Source organism: Mycobacterium sp. M26, assembly GCF_001494595.1.
In the GTDB taxonomy this organism is placed as follows: domain Bacteria; phylum Actinomycetota; class Actinomycetes; order Mycobacteriales; family Mycobacteriaceae; genus Mycobacterium.
This window is the reverse complement of the sequence record NZ_LN929908.1, coordinates 3180187-3194885: the sequence shown is the minus strand read 5'-3', so window position 1 is coordinate 3194885 and position 14699 is coordinate 3180187. Positions and strand designations below refer to the sequence as shown.

The window sequence follows — 14699 nt, the reverse complement described above, 5'->3', positions numbered from 1 at the left end:
CTTGCGGCCACACCGGGAAATCGTTAGTTGGCGACGGCCGCGAGAGGACTGAGATGACAAAGCACACAAGAGATTCCGCCGCCGGCGCTCCCCGTTGGGAGCCGCCGGCGGCGGCTTCTTTCAAGCCCGCCAAGGATCTCGCGCTGGCCAACCAGCAGCTGCTGGAAGGCGGTCAGCGTCAGCTGGACTCGGCCGCGCTGCGCGATGCCCTGCTGGATCTGCACGAATTCTGGCTGACCACCAAGGCCGCCGAGATCGGCATCACCGCCACCAGCGGGTTCGCGCTGGTGGCCACCGGCGGCCTGGGTCGCCGGGAACTGGTCCCGTACTCGGATCTGGACCTGATGCTGCTGCACGACAACATGCCGCCGGACATCGTCACCCAGGTGGCCGAGATGCTCTGGTATCCGTTGTGGGACGCCAATATTCGGCTGGACCACAGTGTGCGGACCGTGCCCGAGGCGCTGCAGGTGGCCGGGGAGGACATCTCGGCCGGACTGGCGATGCTCGAGGTCCGCCACATTGCCGGTGACTCCGAGCTGTCCTCGCTCCTGGTGGGGGGTGCCCGCCGGCAGTGGCGCACCGGAATCGCCTCCCGCTTCGATGAACTCGTCGAGCACACCCAGGCCCGCTGGCAGCGCAGCGGCCAGATCGCGCACCGCGCCGAACCGGACCTCAAGTGCGGTCGCGGCGGCTTGCGTGATGTCCAGTTGCTCAACGCCCTGGCCATCGCCCAACTCGCCGACGTCTACCCGAGCCATTCGCTGGCCTCACCGACGGGTTCGCTCGGCGGTGCCCATCTCGCACTGCTCAACGTGCGCACCGAACTGCATCGGGTGTCCAAGCGCGGCCGGGACCAGTTGCTCGCCCAGTACGCCGACGAGATCGGCGCCTCGCTGCGCATCGGCGACCGTTTCGACCTTGCCCGGGTGCTCTCCGATGCCGCCCGAACCATCAGCTACTACGTCGACGCGGGCCTGCGCACCGCAGCCAATGCGCTTCCCCGGCGCGGGCTTTCGGCCCTGCGCCGCCCGGTCCGCCGACCGCTCGACGAGGGTGTCATCGAGTACGCCGGCGAGGTGATCCTGGCCCGCGACGCCCGCCCCGAACGTGACCCCGGCCTGATACTGCGGGTGGCGGCCGCCTCGGCCACCACCGGCCTGCCGATCTCCGGGTCCACCCTGAGCCGGCTCGCCGACTCGGCGCCGGAACTGCGCACGCCATGGCCCCGTGACGCGCTCAAAGATCTGCTGGTCCTGCTGGCCGCCGGTCCGACCACGGTCGCCACGGTCGAGGCACTGGACCGGACCGGCCTATGGGGGCGGCTGTTCCCCGAATGGGGCGCGGTGCGCGACCTGCCGCCGCGCGACGTCATCCACATCTGGACCGTGGACCGGCATCTGGTCGAAACCGTCTCGCGGGCAAGTGCTTTCACTACCCGGGTCTCTCGACCGGACCTGCTGGTGCTCGGTGCGCTGCTGCACGACATCGGTAAGGGCCGCGGCGGGGACCACAGCGTGATCGGCGCCGAGCTCGCCGTTCAGGTGGGCACCCGGCTGGGTTTGTGGCCGTCGGATATCGACCTGCTCTCGGCGATCGTGCGCTACCACCTGCTGTTGCCGGACACGGCGACCCGCAAAGATCTGCAGAATCCGCAGACCATCGCCGACGTGCTCGACGCGCTGGGCGGCGATCCGGTGCTGCTGGAACTGCTCGACGCGCTGGCCGAGGCGGATTCGCTGGCCACCGGGCCCGGCGTCTGGGGCGACTGGAAGGCGTCGCTGATCGGCGACCTGGTACGGCGCTGCCGCCTGGTGATCGCCGGCGAGCCGCTACCACAAGCCGATCCCATTGATCCCCATCATCTTTCGCTGGCTGCCGACCACGGTGTGCACGTCGAGATGACGCCGGGGGAGACCACGCACACCTACAACGTCACGGTGATCGCCCCGGACCGGCGCGGCCTGCTGTCCAAGGCCGCCGGTGTGCTCGCCCTGAACTCGCTGCGGGTGCACTCCGCGGCCATCAACAGCTCCAGTGGCGCGGCGATCAACACGTTCGTGGTGTCGCCGCACTTCGGTTCACCACCGGCCGCCGAACTGCTGCGCCAGCAGTTCATCCTCGCGCTCGACGGCGAACTCGACGTGATCGCATCGCTGGAGAAGCGGGATCGGGAGGCCGCCCAGTACGGGACCGGACGGGTCGGGGAGTCCAAGCCGGCGGTGCCGGTCAACTCCGCCCCCGCGCCGCCCCGCATCCTGTGGCGCGACGGCATCGGCCCGGGCCAGCTGCTGGTCGAGATCCGCACCACCGACCGCACCGGACTCCTCGCAATGCTGACGAACGTCTTCGAACGGGCCGGGGTGGACATCGCGTGGGCCAAGATCACCACGCTGGGTTCTTCCGTGGTGGACGTGTTCGGCATCACCGTCCCGGCGCTGAGCTCGGTCGACGACGTCCGCGCCACGCTGGAGCGCGAGCTCTACGCGGTGCTTCCCGTGGTGACGCCGGCCAAGCCGGTCGAAGAAGCCAGCTAGCGTCGCCGCGAATCGCCCGCCACGGTCCAGATAGGCTTACGACGTGTTTGAATCCCTGTCCGACCGGTTGACCGGTGCGCTCGCGGGCCTGCGCGGCAAAGGCCGGCTGACCGACGCCGACATCGACGCCACCACCCGCGAGATCCGGCTGGCCCTGCTCGAGGCCGACGTCTCGCTGCCGGTGGTCCGCGCGTTCGTCAACCGCATCAAGGAGCGGGCCAAGGGGGCCGAGGTCTCGGCCGCGCTGAACCCCGCCCAGCAGGTCGTCAAGATCGTCAACGAGGAGCTCATCGGCATCCTCGGTGGCCAGACCCGCCAGCTGGCCTTCGCCAAGAACCCGCCGACCGTCATCATGCTGGCCGGTCTGCAGGGCGCCGGTAAGACCACTTTGGCCGGCAAGCTGGCCAAATGGCTCAAGGGCCAGGGCCACACCCCGCTCCTGGTGGCCTGCGACCTGCAGCGCCCCGGTGCGGTCAACCAGCTCAAGATCGTCGGTGAGCGTGCCGGCGTCAGCGTCTTCGCCCCGCACCCGGGCACCGCACCCGATGCCGACGAGATCGCCGGTGCCGGTCCGGGTGACCCGGTGGCCGTCGCCGCGGCAGGCCTGGCCGAGGCCAAGGCCAAGCACTTCGACGTCGTCGTCGTCGACACAGCGGGCCGGCTCGGTATCGACGACGTCCTGATGGCACAGGCCGCTGCGATCCGTGACGCCGTCCAGCCCGACGAAACGCTGTTTGTGCTCGACGCGATGATCGGCCAAGACGCCGTGGCCACCGCCGAGGCGTTCGGCGCCGGCGTCGGGTTCACCGGCGTGGTGCTCACCAAGCTCGACGGCGATGCCCGCGGTGGCGCTGCCCTGTCGGTGCGCGAGGTCACCGGTGTGCCGATCCTGTTCGCGTCGACCGGTGAGAAGCTCGAGGACTTCGACGTCTTCCATCCCGACCGGATGGCCAGCCGCATCCTCGGCATGGGCGATGTGCTGTCCCTCATCGAGCAGGCCGAGCAGGTTTTCGACCAGAAGAAGGCCGAGGAGGCCGCCGCCAAGATCGGCTCCGGCGAGCTGACGCTGGAGGACTTCCTCGAGCAGATGCTGGCCATCCGCAAGATGGGGCCGATCGGCAACCTGCTGGGCATGCTGCCCGGGGCCGGTCAGATGAAGGACGCGCTGGCCGCTGTCGACGACAAGCAGCTGGACCGGCTGCAGGCGATCATCCGCGGGATGACTCCCGAGGAGCGGGCCGACCCGAAGATCATCAACGCTTCGCGCCGGCTGCGGATCGCCAACGGATCGGGCGTCAGCGTGTCGGAGGTCAACCAGCTCGTCGACCGGTTCTTCGAGGCGCGCAAGATGATGTCGCAGATGGCAGGAGCCATGGGCATGCCCTTCGGGCGCCGCTCCTCGAAGAAGGCGGCCAAGGGCAAGAACAAGCAAGCCGGCAAGAAGAAGGGTGGACGCGGGCCGACGCCGCCCAAGACCCGGAACCCGTTGCTCGCCGGCGGTATGCCCGGCGGGTTCCCCGATCTGTCCGGGATGCCCGAAGGCCTCAACGAGTTGCCGCCCGGCCTGGCCGATTTCGATCTGTCCAAGCTGAAGTTCCCCGGCAAGCAGTAGCGTGCTGCACGTTCGCGGTCGCGGCCTGCCCGACGGCGAGCCCGTCGAGTGGTGGATCGCCGACGGAGTGCTGCGCAGTGAGCCCGTCGCGGGCGCCGACACTATTTGGGACGGCGGTTGGATCATCCCGGGCCTGGTCGACGCCCATTGCCATGTGGGCCTCGGGCCGCACGGGGAGATGCCGCTAGACGACGTGATCCCGCAAGCCGAAGCCGAACGCGCTGTCGGGGCGCTGCTGCTGCGCGACTGCGGATCGCCCACCGACACCCGCAGCATCGATGGCCACCATGATCTGCCGCGAATCATCCGGGCGGGCAAGCACTTAGCCAGGCCCAAGCGCTACGGCCGCGGTTTCGCCGTCGAGCTCGAGGACGAATGGCAGCTGACCGAGGCGCTGGCCGAACAGGCCCGCCGCGGGGACGGCTGGGTGAAACTCGTCGGGGACTGGATCGACCGATCGGTGGGGGATCTGGCCCCGCTGTGGTCCGACGACGTGCTGCGTGCCGCCATCGACGCCGCCCATGCGGCGGGTGCCCGAGTGACCGCCCACGTGTTCGGTGAGGATGCTCTGCCGGGGCTCATCGCGGCGGGTATCGACTGTATCGAGCACGGCACCGGCCTGACCGACGACACCATCGCCATGATGGTCGAGCACGGAACCGCCCTGGTGCCCACCCTGATCAATATCGAGAACTTCCCCGATTTCGCCGACGCCGCAAGCAAATTCCCGGTCTACGCCACCCACATGCGCGAGCTCTATGCGAGCTGCCCGCAGCGCATCGCCGCCGCCCGCGACGCCGGCATCCCGATCTATGCGGGCACTGATGCCGGCAGCAATGTCGAACACGGGCGGATCGCCGACGAGGTCGACGCGCTCAAAGGCATCGGCATGACGCCCACCGAGGCGCTCGGCGCGGCGTGCTGGGACGCCAGAAGCTGGCTGGGACGACCGGCGCTGGAGCACGGCGCATCGGCGGATCTGCTGTGCTACCAACAGGATCCGCGCGACGGGGCCGCGGTGCTGTCCCGGCCCGATCGGGTGATCCTGCGCGGGCGGGTGTTCTAGCCGATCGGTCCGAAGGGCAGCTCTCCGCCGCTGGTGAGATGAGTAGCTGCGCTGGGTGCTGCCTCACCAGGACCGGCCACACCGATGGGGGCCAAAGGCAGCTCGTAGCCGATCGCTTGAGTGCTCGAAGGGCCCTCGACACCGATGTGCGTGCCCACGCCCGGCCCCGGCTCACCCGGACCGCCGTGGCCTGCCGCAGCCGCCGGCCCGGCCAGAATCAGCGAACATGCCGCCATCCCGCCGAGTGCTGCTAGCAGAGACGTCGTGGTGCGCGTCATATCGGAACTCCTCCGGCTGGTGCCGCCACCCCTCGGCAGCGATCTGTACTGCCTACGATGCGCGGGGTCGGCCACGACGTCTGTCCACCGTCCGGGTGCGTGCGGGGAGGATTTCGACGTCCACCGATCGGGGGACCGCAGTCATGCCGCGTCATTGTCGTCGCTGCGGTCGACGAGCCGTTCGGGGTGGTGATAGGTGTTGACGCCGCCGCCATCGAACGGAAGTTGCGGTGGCGGAATCCATTCGACGGTCCCATCGGCGCGGGCGCGCACGCACCAGCCTTCGTCGAGCAACTTGTGATCGGCCTGGCAGGCTTGGGTGAGCTTGTCGATGTTGGTCTGCCCACCCTTGGCCCATTCGTCGATGTGATGCACTTCGGTGCGGTAGCCGGGGGCGTCACAACCCGGCCGAGTGCAACCACGGTCCTTGCTGTGCAACATGATTCGCTGATCACCGCTGGCCAGCCGTTTGGTGCGGCCCAGCCAGAGCGCCTGTCCGTTGACACCGTCGAACAGCGCCAGGTAGTGATACGCGTGGGTGGCCATCCTGATCACATCAGCGATCGGGAGCAGGGTGCCGCCGGCGGTGACGGCGTGTCCGGTCTTGGCCTGAAGGTCGTGCAGGGTGGCCGAGACGATGACGGTGACCGGCAGCCCGTTGTGCTGCCCGAGAGTGGGGTTGCCGAGCTGGCTGCGGACCAGGGCGGTCAAGGCGTCGTGCTGGCGCTGGGTGTGGCTGCGACTGTCGCGCTCGACGACATCCTCGGTGGGTTCGGTTGTGACGGTGGGTGACTGGTCGTCGGGGTTGCACATCCCGGGTGCGGCGAACTTGGCGAACCAGGCGTCCAGCAGGGCCCGCAGTTCCGGGTTGGCGATGAGCTTGCCGACACTCATGCCGTCCGCGCGTTGGCCGCCGCACCAGGTGAACCCGCGCTTGCGGGCACGGTCGTCGTCGCTGAACGTGCCATCGGGATTCAGGGTGAGAGCGAGCCGGTTGGCGACTTTCTCCAACTGGTCCGGACGCAGGTTCACCGCATGCCCGGCCAGCGCGGTTTCGGCCTTCTCGATCTCGGCGGGAGGCACATGGTCGGGCAGATCGCGAAAGAACTTCTGGATGACCCGAAGGTGCTCGGCATCAAGCAGACCCCGATGCCACACCGCTGAGGTGGCCGGCAGCAGCGGTGCCAGTGGCTGGCCGGTCAGAGTGGTGCGGTCGGACAGCTGCTCGGCGTCGCGCATTCTGCGGCGGGCTTCGGTGCGGCTGATGCGCAGGACATCGGCCAGGCTGATCGGTGGCGGTGGGCAGCCGGGAACGTGTTCGAGCCGCGCGAGATGGTCGTGGGCGACAGCGGTTTGGCGACGGCGGGCGGTTTCCAGGCGATCGAGGACGTGGTAGCGCGTCACGGCGTCGACGGTGTCCAGATCGGCGGCGGCGAGTTCCTCGACAACACTGTCGAGGTCGTCGAGAACCGCCATGATCGAACGCATGTTCGAAACACTACAAGCGGCCACCGACAAGAACCGCTACTGCTGGGCGAAGCCCCAATCCAGCAATGCCCGGCCCTGATCCCACAGCGCATCGTCGCTGTACATCATCACCGCGATCACGCGCCTGCCGCCGCGCTGCGCCATGGCGACGTAGGTCTCCTTGGCCAGGTTGGTGAAACCGGTCTTGCCGCCGATGAATCCGGGATAGCTCGACAGCAGGCGGTCGTGGCTGGCGATCTGCTTGGCGCCGCCCTTGCCGTCGGGGAACAACGCGGTGCTCTGATGGATGATCTGGGTGAACAGCGGATAGTTCAGTGCGGCGCGATAGATCACTGCCAGATCGTGCGGCGTGGTCACCGACTCCCAGCCCGGCCCGTCCAGACCGGACGGTGAACCCGCCCGCGTACTGCGGGCTCCCAGTTGGTAGGCCTTGACGTTCATCCGCTGGATCGCGACCTGGTAGCCGCCGACCATGTCGGCCAGCGCGTTGGCGGCATCGTTGCCCGACACCATGAGCAGCGCGTCGAGCAGCTGCCGCGCGGTGTACACCGCACCCGGCACCAGCCCGACGCAGGAACATTCGACGTCGGTGTTGGCCGCTGTCGCGCGCATCGCGGCGGCCGGGTTGACCAGGTCCATCACGACCATGGCCAGCAGCGGCTTGATGGTGCTCGCGGGCGCGTACGCGCCGTAGGGATCACGGCCGCCGTAGATGCGGCCACTATCCAGATCGGCGACCAACGACGCCCGCGCGGGCCCTGCCGGGGTGGCGATGACCGCCGCCCCGGGCAACGGTTCGGCCGCGCCGGGTGGGGCTGAGGCGATGGCCACCGACCCCGCCACGATTGCCACCGCGGAACGGCGCAACCACCCGGAGAACACACGCACGTTTGCCGAGGCTAGGTGGGCAAGAACGCGGTACGGGTTCGGCAAGGTCTCCGAATGGTCGCAGTCGCCATTTCCCCATGGTGGTGGTCTCGTCGGCAGTATCGTTTGCACAGACGTACACCGGGGGATATCTGCATTGACCAGGTAAGGGAGGCACTGTGAAGATCGCGAAACTGGCCGGAGTCGTAGCCGCCACCGCGGTGACGTTCGGACTCGCCGCCGTCAACGCCGCGACGGCGTCGGCGACCGACAGCATCAATGTGTTCGGTGTGCAGGAGCAGCTGAACGGACCCAACGGGCTGCCGTACATCGGCTACACCGTGGGCACGCTGGCACCCAGCTCAGACCCGGTGCCGCACAACGGCAGGCTCTACGCGGCCACGCTGAAGATTGACGGGTTCGGCGGCAACTATCCGCCGTTCATCGAGCGGTTCGGCGCGCGTGCCCAGTCCGGCGATTTCTACCCCTCGATCTGGGGTGCGTCGAACGCCGGCAAGCTCTACTTCGACGTCGTCGGCGACGTTCCCAACAGCGTCGTCTGGAACGACGGAGTCCGCGACATCCTCGCCTGGGTACCGGGTCAGGCCGGTAGTGACACCGGACCGGTGGACGCGACCGAGAATTCGCAGGTGATCCCGGATGCGCAGGCGGGTGCAGCAGCTCCGATGCCGGCCGAAGGTGATGCGGCCATCGTCGCCACCCCCAATGACATCGCCTCCTCGCCGTACCAGCTGAACGAGAGCGAAGTCGCCCAGCCCGGCTTCAACGGTGGCGGCGAGGGCGGACGCCGCTAGCTACAACGTCGCGACGCTGGCGGAACGGTTCTGGGCGAAGCCCCAGTCCAGCAGCATCGCCGCTTGATCCCAGTACGTCGGGCCGCCTTCGTGGATGAGCCCGTACATCATGGCGATCACCAAGCGGCGGCCGTCGCGGTCGGCGGCACCGACGAACGTCTTGCGGGCGGCGTCGGTGAACCCGGTCTTGCCGCCGATTGCACCGGGGTAGCGCACCAGCAACTCGTCCTGGTTGACCAACGGCTTGTCGCCGGTGTCGGTGGGGAACATCGCCACCGGCTGTGCCGTGATTTCGGCGAACACGGGGTTGGCCATCGCGGCGCGGAAGATGGCCGCCAGGTCATGCGGGGTGGTCCAGCCCGGTCCGCCGGGACCGTCCAACCCCGACGGGGAGGTGGCGTGGGTGTTGGTCGCGCCGATCGAGGCAGCCTTGGCGTTCATCTTGTCGACGGCGGCCTGATAGCCACCGAGCATGTCGGCCAGCGTATTTGCCGCGTCATTGCCCGACACCAGCAGCACGGCGTCAAGGAGCTGGCGCGCGGTGTAACTGCGTCCCGGCTTCACGCCGGCGCAGTTGCACTCCACTCGAGTGGCGGCGTCGGTGGCCACCACGGTGGCATTGAGGTCCACCTCGTCGAGGGCCGTCAGCGCGAGCAGCGTCTTGATGGTGCTGGCCGGCGGATGCGGTGCGTACATGTCGCGTCCGGCCAGCACCTGGCCGGTGTCCATGTCGGCGATGATCCAGGCCGGCGCGGGGCCGTCAGGTATCGGTAGGGAGCCGGGCGGCTGGTCGGTGTCAGCGGAGGCGATGCCTGCGGTGGAGGTGAGCAGTATCAGCGCCGTCGTCGCGCTCGCCAGAAGTCTGCGCATGGTGTCCGAGCCTAACCGGAGGAGCCGGCCGGCTCAGACCTCAGTAGACGTCGCGCACGTAGCGATGGCTTTTGATCAGGTCGTTGACATACGAGTGGGCTGCCTCGGCGCTGACACCGGCCACGTCGGCGACGATCTCATGCAGCGTGCGGTCGACGTCTTTGGCCATCGTGTCGGCGCCGCACACATAGAGGTGGGCGCCGTCCTCAAGCCAGTCGAAGAACTCCCGGGCGTGCTCCTTCATCCGGTGCTGCACGTAGACCTTCTGCGAGGCATCGCGCGAGAAGGCGAGGTCCATCCGCGTCAGCGCGCCCGACGCGAGGAACCCTTCCAGGTCGTCCCCATAGAGGAAATCCGTGTGGCGCCGCCGGTCGCCGAAGAACAACCACGACTTACCCAGCGCCCTGGTGCTCTGGCGCTCCTGGAGGAAGGCCCGGAAGGGTGCAATGCCGGTCCCCGGACCCACCATGAGGATCGGCACGTCGGGGGCGGGCAACCGGAAATGGTGATTGGGCCGCAGGTGGATTCGCGCTGTGGCGGCCCGGTCGGCCAGGAACGTCGACGCTGTGCCGTGGTGCTGGCGGCCGCCCCTTGCGTATCGGACGGCGGCCACTGTCAGATGAAGGTGATCCGGGTGGTGCAACGGGCTCGATGCGATCGAGTAGTCGCGTGGGCGCAGGGGCAACAGGGTCTCGAGTACCTCGTCGAGGGTGAAGTCGCCGAGGCCGAGCAGGTCAAGCACGTCACATCCGCGTAGGGCCGACGGTGGGGCGCCGGACCGCGAACTCACCAGCGTCAGCAGCGCCTGCGACGGGGTGCGGATCTCGAGGTGGTTGCCGAGCAGTTCGGCCAGCGACAGGTCGCGCCCGCTGGGGACGTCGTGACCGCTGACACCCAGCGTCGCCAGGATGGCCTCGACGAGTCTGCTGTCGTTGGGCGCGTGAATCGCCACGGAATCGCCTGCGCAATAAGTGATTCCGGAGTCGCCGAGGTCGAGTTCGAAATGCCGGACCTCCTTGTCGGATGCTGCGCCAGTCAGCAGGCGGTTGACGATGATCGTGGCCACATACGGGTTGTCCTCGGTCCAGATGCTCTCGGTCACCGGTCTGGCCGGTCTCGCGGCGGCGACGATCGGGGTTGTGCCAGCACGCTCGGCGCCGGCGGCCTCGAGGATCGTGGTCATATCGGCCAGCCACTGCCGGGCGTCGCCTTCCCGATAGCAGTCCAATTCGACCCGGTCAGCCAGGCGCGACCCGCCGAGCTCGGCCAGGCGGGCGTCGATGATCCGTCCGGCATTGCAGAACAGCTCATAGGAGCTGTCTCCCAGCGCCAGGACGGCGTAGTTCAGGTGGGGGAGCTGCTCGACGGTTGCGCTCAGCTCCTCCCAGAACACGACACCGTTGTCGGGAACCTCGCCGTCGCCGAAGGTGGAGGTCACGATGATGACGTGCGACGCGGAACGAAGGTCGCCCAGCGAGATGTCATTGAGCTCGACCTCGCCGACGTCGATGCCGGAGGCTGTGAGGTGCTCCGAGAGCTGGACGGCGATGTACTCGGCGGTGCCCATATCGCTGGCGTAGCCGATGATCGGCGCAAAGCCCGGGTGGTCGTCCACCACACACTCCTTTTTCATCAGGTTAGGCTTACCTTATTCAGGAAGCGCTCCTCCGGGTAGACCTCCCTGGGCGTCCCGTCCGTCGTGGTGTTGAATCGGACGGATGCTGAGCCTGGCGGAAATCTCGGACCGGTTGGAGATTCAGCAACTGCTGATCGACTACTCCACCGCGATCGACAATCAACGCTTCGACGACTTGGATCGGGTCTTCACCCCGGATGCCCACATCGACTACACCGAGATGGGTGGGATCGCGGGCCTTTTCCCGGAGGTGAAGGCGTGGCTGGCCGAGGTGATGCCGAACTTCCCGGCGTACTACCACATGCTGGGCAACGTCGATATCCGGCTGAACGGCGACACCGCGGCCTCGCGGTCGATCTGCTTCAACCCGATGAAACTCGGTGACGACGGGCAGATCATGTTCTGCGGGCTCTGGTATGACGACGAGTTCGTCCGCACCGCCGACGGCTGGCGGATGAGCCGCCGGTCCGAGACCAAGTGCATCCAGAAGTTCTTCTGAACGCCGAGGTCACCGCAGTCCGCGACCTGATCGGCCAGATCGGGCTCGACGCGATTGTCGACGTCCACACCCACTTCATGCCCAAGCGGGTGATGGACAAGGTGTGGGCCTACTTCGACGGGGTGGGGCCGCTGGTCGGCAGGCCCTGGCCCATCGAGTACCGACTCGATGAAGCCGAGCGGGTGCAGCGGCTGCGCCAGTTCGGCGTCAGCGCCTTCACCTCGCTGGTGTACCCGCACAAACCGGATATGGCCGAATGGCTCAATTCGTGGGCCACCCAGTTCGCCGCCGATGTGCCCGACTGCCTGCACACCGCGACCTTTTATCCCGAGCCATCGGCGCCGGACTACGTGCGCCGAGTGATCGAGGCGGGCGCCCGGGTCTTCAAGTGCCACATCCAGGTGGGCGACTACACCCCGACGGATCCGCTGCTGGATCCGGTGTGGGAGCTGCTGGCCCAGACGCAGATCCCGACGGTGATCCACGCCGGCTCCGGACCCCAGCCCGGCCGGCACACCGGACCCGGCCCGGTGGCCGAGATCCTGCGCCGACACCCGTCGCTGCGGCTGATCATCGCCCACATGGGCCTGCCGGAATACCGGGAGTTCATCGACCTCGCGCAGCGCTATTCCGGCGTCTACCTCGACACCACGATGGTCTTCACCGAATTCACCGAGCAGCGCGATCCGTTCCCGCCCGATCTGCGTCCGGCGCTGCAGGAGCTGTCCGACAAGGTGCTCTTCGGCAGCGACTTCCCGAACATTCCGTACTCCTACCACCACGCGCTGCACTCGATAGTCGCCCTCGACCTGGGCGACCAGTGGTGCCGCAAGGTGCTCCACGACAACGCCGCCGCGCTGTTTGGGCCGATCAGCGCCCATTCCGGCGATTAACACCCGCTCAACGCGATCTGGCACAATGGGCGGCTGTCCGCGTACGGCTTCTTCGGATGCGCCGTCCTGCGGTCACACACGTGAGGCAAAACCGGATCGGGCATCCGCCCGCATCGCTGAATTGCAGCGTGGCAACACAACAGGAGTAGTAGTTCATGGCTGTCAAGATCAAGCTCACCCGGCTTGGCAAGATCCGCAATCCCCAGTACCGCATCGCCGTCGCCGACGCGCGCACCCGCCGTGATGGCCGCTCGATCGAGGTCATCGGCCGGTACCACCCGAAGGAAGAGCCGAGCCTCATCGAGATCGACTCCGAGCGCGCGCAGTACTGGCTGAGCGTTGGCGCTCAGCCGACCGAGCCGGTGCTGCAGCTGCTGAAGATCACCGGTGACTGGCAGAAGTTCAAGGGCCTGCCGGGTGCTGAGGGCACGCTGAAGGTCAAGGAGCCCAAGCCCAGCAAGCTGGACCTGTTCAACGCCGCCCTGGCCGCCGCCGATGGCGCGCCGACCGGCGAAGCCACTCAGCTCAAGAAGAAGAAGGCTCCGGCCAAGAAGGCCGACGAGGCCGAGGCCACCGAGGCTACCGAGGCTACTGAGCCTGCTGCCGAGGCCACTGAGCCTGCTGCCGAGGCCACTGAGGCCGCCGCAGAATGAGCTCGGTCGTCGTCGACGCCGTGGAGCATCTGGTCCGCGGGATCGTCGACAATCCTGACGACGTCCGTGTCGACATGGTGACCAGCCGTCGCGGCCGCACCGTCGAGGTGCACGTGCATCCCGACGACCTCGGCAAGGTGATCGGCCGTGGCGGTCGCACCGCCACCGCGCTGCGCACCCTGGTCGCCGGTATCGGCGGTCGCGGTATTCGCGTCGACGTGGTGGACACCGACCAGTAGCTCCTTCGGCGACTCGGGGATCGATATGGAGCTCGTCGTCGGACGTGTGGTCAAAGCCCACGGCATCACCGGTGAGCTGGTTGTCGACGTCCGCACCGACGAACCCGAAGAGCGCTTTGCGCCCGGTAATCGCCTGCGGCTCAGGCCTGCTCGCGGTGAGGGTGCTCGCGATGTCGTGATCGAAGCCGCCCGCCCGCACGGCGGGCGGCTTCTGGTCCGGCTGCCCGGGGTGTCCGATCGCACCGCGGCTGACGCGTTGCGCGGTCACCTGTTCGTGGTCGAGGCGGCCGAGCTGCCGCCCATCGAGGACCCCGACGAGTTCTACGACCACCAACTCGAGGGTCTGGCCGTCCGCGCAGTGGACGGCACCCCCGTCGGGTCTGTGGCCGAGGTGCTGCACACCGCCGCCGGCGAACTGCTCTCGGTCCGTACCGACAATGGGGCCGAGGTGCTCATCCCGTTCGTCAGCGCCATCGTCACGGCCGTGTCGCTGGCCGAGGGCGTGGTGGAGATCGATCCTCCCGAGGGGCTGCTGAATCTGGACGACGCGGGCTGATGCGCATCGATGTCGTCACCATTTTCCCCGGATACCTCGATCCGGTCCGGGAGTCGTTGCCCGGCAAGGCCATTGAGTCGGGCATCGTCGACTTCGCGGTACACGACCTGAGGCGCTGGACCCACGATGTGCATCACTCGGTCGACGACTCGCCCTATGGTGGTGGCCCCGGTATGGTGATGAAGGCACCGGTCTGGGGCGAGGCGCTCGACGAGATCTGCACCGAGGCAACGCTTCTGGTGGTTCCCACCCCGGCGGGCCGGCTGTTCGACCAGGCCACCGCCCAGCGCTGGACGCAAGAGCAGCACCTGGTGTTCGCGTGCGGCCGCTACGAGGGAATCGACCAGCGGGTGGTCGAGGACGCCCGCACGAGAATGCGGGTCGAAGAGGTCTCGATCGGCGACTACGTGCTGGCCGGCGGTGAGGTTGCCACCCTGGTGATGATCGAGGCGGTGGTCCGGCTGTTACCCAACGTCATGGGCAATCCCGCATCACACCAGGATGATTCGCATTCCCCGGAGAACGCCGGCCTGCTGGAAGGGCCCAGCTATACCCGGCCGCCCACCTGGCGGGGCCTGTCGGTGCCCGAGGTACTGCTCTCCGGTGATCACGCCAAGGTGCGCGCCTGGCGCCACGAACAAGCGCTGACGCGAACCCGCGAACGCCGCCCGGATCTGTTGGGCGAGTAGG

The 14699-nt window shown here is 67.8% G+C and carries 15 protein-coding genes; 10 read left to right on the top strand and 5 right to left on the bottom strand.

The genetic code is table 11. The annotated features are described in order from the left end of the window. Positions 1 to 53 precede the first annotated feature (53 nt). From BN3385_RS24580 to BN3385_RS24570, 3 genes are read left to right on the top strand one after another with little or no spacing between them, the layout of a single operon-like run. Positions 54 to 2537, top strand: coding sequence for a [protein-PII] uridylyltransferase (locus BN3385_RS24580; protein WP_059020831.1), 2484 nt, complete (start codon positions 54 to 56; stop codon positions 2535 to 2537). A gap of 43 nt (positions 2538 to 2580) precedes the next feature. Beyond that, positions 2581 to 4149, top strand: coding sequence for a signal recognition particle protein (gene ffh / locus BN3385_RS24575; protein WP_059020829.1), 1569 nt, complete (start codon positions 2581 to 2583; stop codon positions 4147 to 4149). A 1-nt stretch (position 4150) separates the two neighbouring features. Then, positions 4151 to 5215 carry an amidohydrolase family protein gene (locus BN3385_RS24570; RefSeq protein ID WP_059020827.1) on the top strand — a complete coding sequence of 355 codons (1065 nt, stop codon included), beginning with the start codon at positions 4151 to 4153 and terminating at the stop codon, positions 5213 to 5215. On the opposite strand, the gene BN3385_RS28390 is transcribed toward BN3385_RS24570, so the two are convergent. From BN3385_RS28390 to BN3385_RS24560, 3 genes are all read right to left on the bottom strand, one after another. Beyond that, a complete protein-coding gene (locus BN3385_RS28390) occupies positions 5212 to 5493 on the bottom strand; it encodes a hypothetical protein (RefSeq protein ID WP_156432872.1) in 282 nt (93 codons plus the stop codon). The genes BN3385_RS24570 and BN3385_RS28390 overlap by 4 nt on opposite strands. Positions 5494 to 5634: 141 nt before the next feature. Then, positions 5635 to 6981 (bottom strand): HNH endonuclease signature motif containing protein, encoded by a 1347-nt coding sequence (locus BN3385_RS24565; protein WP_059020825.1) that lies wholly within the window; start codon positions 6979 to 6981, stop codon positions 5635 to 5637. Between the two features lie 36 nt (positions 6982 to 7017). Continuing rightward, complete coding sequence (locus tag BN3385_RS24560; RefSeq protein WP_286141851.1) at positions 7018 to 7869, bottom strand: D-alanyl-D-alanine carboxypeptidase family protein; 852 nt, start codon at positions 7867 to 7869, stop codon at positions 7018 to 7020. A gap of 158 nt (positions 7870 to 8027) precedes the next feature. Here BN3385_RS24560 and BN3385_RS24555 point away from each other — a divergent pair, with 158 nt between their 5' ends. Continuing rightward, positions 8028 to 8663, top strand: a complete 636-nt coding sequence (locus BN3385_RS24555) for a DUF1942 domain-containing protein (RefSeq protein ID WP_082690623.1) — start codon at positions 8028 to 8030, stop codon at positions 8661 to 8663. Here BN3385_RS24555 and BN3385_RS24550 read toward each other — a convergent pair whose 3' ends face one another. Together BN3385_RS24550 and BN3385_RS24545 are read right to left on the bottom strand one after the other, a co-directional pair. Beyond that, positions 8664 to 9533: a D-alanyl-D-alanine carboxypeptidase family protein gene (locus tag BN3385_RS24550; RefSeq protein WP_059020823.1), complete on the bottom strand. Its 870-nt coding sequence runs from the start codon at positions 9531 to 9533 to the stop codon at positions 8664 to 8666. A 40-nt stretch (positions 9534 to 9573) separates the two neighbouring features. Beyond that, positions 9574 to 11148, bottom strand: coding sequence for a diflavin oxidoreductase (locus tag BN3385_RS24545; protein WP_156432871.1), 1575 nt, complete (start codon positions 11146 to 11148; stop codon positions 9574 to 9576). Positions 11149 to 11251: 103 nt separating this feature from the next. On the opposite strand from BN3385_RS24545, the gene BN3385_RS24540 reads away from it, so the two are divergent. From BN3385_RS24540 to trmD, 6 genes are all read left to right on the top strand, one after another. Further along, complete coding sequence (locus tag BN3385_RS24540; protein ID WP_059020819.1) at positions 11252 to 11668, top strand: nuclear transport factor 2 family protein; 417 nt, start codon at positions 11252 to 11254, stop codon at positions 11666 to 11668. Beyond that, the gene (locus BN3385_RS24535) at positions 11647 to 12561 is read left to right on the top strand and encodes an amidohydrolase family protein (RefSeq protein WP_231748808.1); all 915 of its coding nucleotides are present in this window, start codon (positions 11647 to 11649) and stop codon (positions 12559 to 12561) included. Before BN3385_RS24540 ends, BN3385_RS24535 begins: the two co-directional genes overlap by 22 nt. 155 nt (positions 12562 to 12716) lie before the next feature. Next, positions 12717 to 13214 (top strand): 30S ribosomal protein S16, encoded by a 498-nt coding sequence (rpsP, locus tag BN3385_RS24530; protein ID WP_059020817.1) that lies wholly within the window; start codon positions 12717 to 12719, stop codon positions 13212 to 13214. After that, positions 13211 to 13453, top strand: coding sequence for an RNA-binding protein (locus BN3385_RS24525; RefSeq protein WP_003881089.1), 243 nt, complete (start codon positions 13211 to 13213; stop codon positions 13451 to 13453). The genes rpsP and BN3385_RS24525 overlap by 4 nt, the downstream gene beginning before the upstream one ends. A 25-nt stretch (positions 13454 to 13478) precedes the next feature. Beyond that, complete coding sequence (rimM, locus tag BN3385_RS24520) at positions 13479 to 14009, top strand: ribosome maturation factor RimM (RefSeq protein WP_059020815.1); 531 nt, start codon at positions 13479 to 13481, stop codon at positions 14007 to 14009. Beyond that, positions 14009 to 14698 (top strand): tRNA (guanosine(37)-N1)-methyltransferase TrmD, encoded by a 690-nt coding sequence (gene trmD / locus BN3385_RS24515; RefSeq protein WP_059020813.1) that lies wholly within the window; start codon positions 14009 to 14011, stop codon positions 14696 to 14698. Before rimM ends, trmD begins: the two co-directional genes overlap by 1 nt. The last annotated feature ends 1 nt before the right edge of the window (position 14699 follow it).

Excerpts from the sequence above, each read along its gene's own strand:
- BN3385_RS24580 (WP_059020831.1), top strand. The coding sequence starts at position 54 with ATGACAAAGCACACAAGAGATTCCGCCGCCGGCGCTCCCCGTTGGGAG.
- BN3385_RS28390 (WP_156432872.1), bottom strand. The coding sequence starts at position 5,493 with ATGACGCGCACCACGACGTCTCTGCTAGCAGCACTCGGCGGGATGGCG.
- BN3385_RS24540 (WP_059020819.1), top strand. The coding sequence starts at position 11,252 with ATGCTGAGCCTGGCGGAAATCTCGGACCGGTTGGAGATTCAGCAACTG.
- rpsP (WP_059020817.1), top strand. The coding sequence starts at position 12,717 with ATGGCTGTCAAGATCAAGCTCACCCGGCTTGGCAAGATCCGCAATCCC.
- BN3385_RS24550 (WP_059020823.1), bottom strand. The coding sequence starts at position 9,533 with ATGCGCAGACTTCTGGCGAGCGCGACGACGGCGCTGATACTGCTCACC.
- rimM (WP_059020815.1), top strand. The coding sequence starts at position 13,479 with ATGGAGCTCGTCGTCGGACGTGTGGTCAAAGCCCACGGCATCACCGGT.
- trmD (WP_059020813.1), top strand. The coding sequence starts at position 14,009 with ATGCGCATCGATGTCGTCACCATTTTCCCCGGATACCTCGATCCGGTC.
- BN3385_RS24525 (WP_003881089.1), top strand. The coding sequence starts at position 13,211 with ATGAGCTCGGTCGTCGTCGACGCCGTGGAGCATCTGGTCCGCGGGATC.
- BN3385_RS24565 (WP_059020825.1), bottom strand. The coding sequence starts at position 6,981 with ATGCGTTCGATCATGGCGGTTCTCGACGACCTCGACAGTGTTGTCGAG.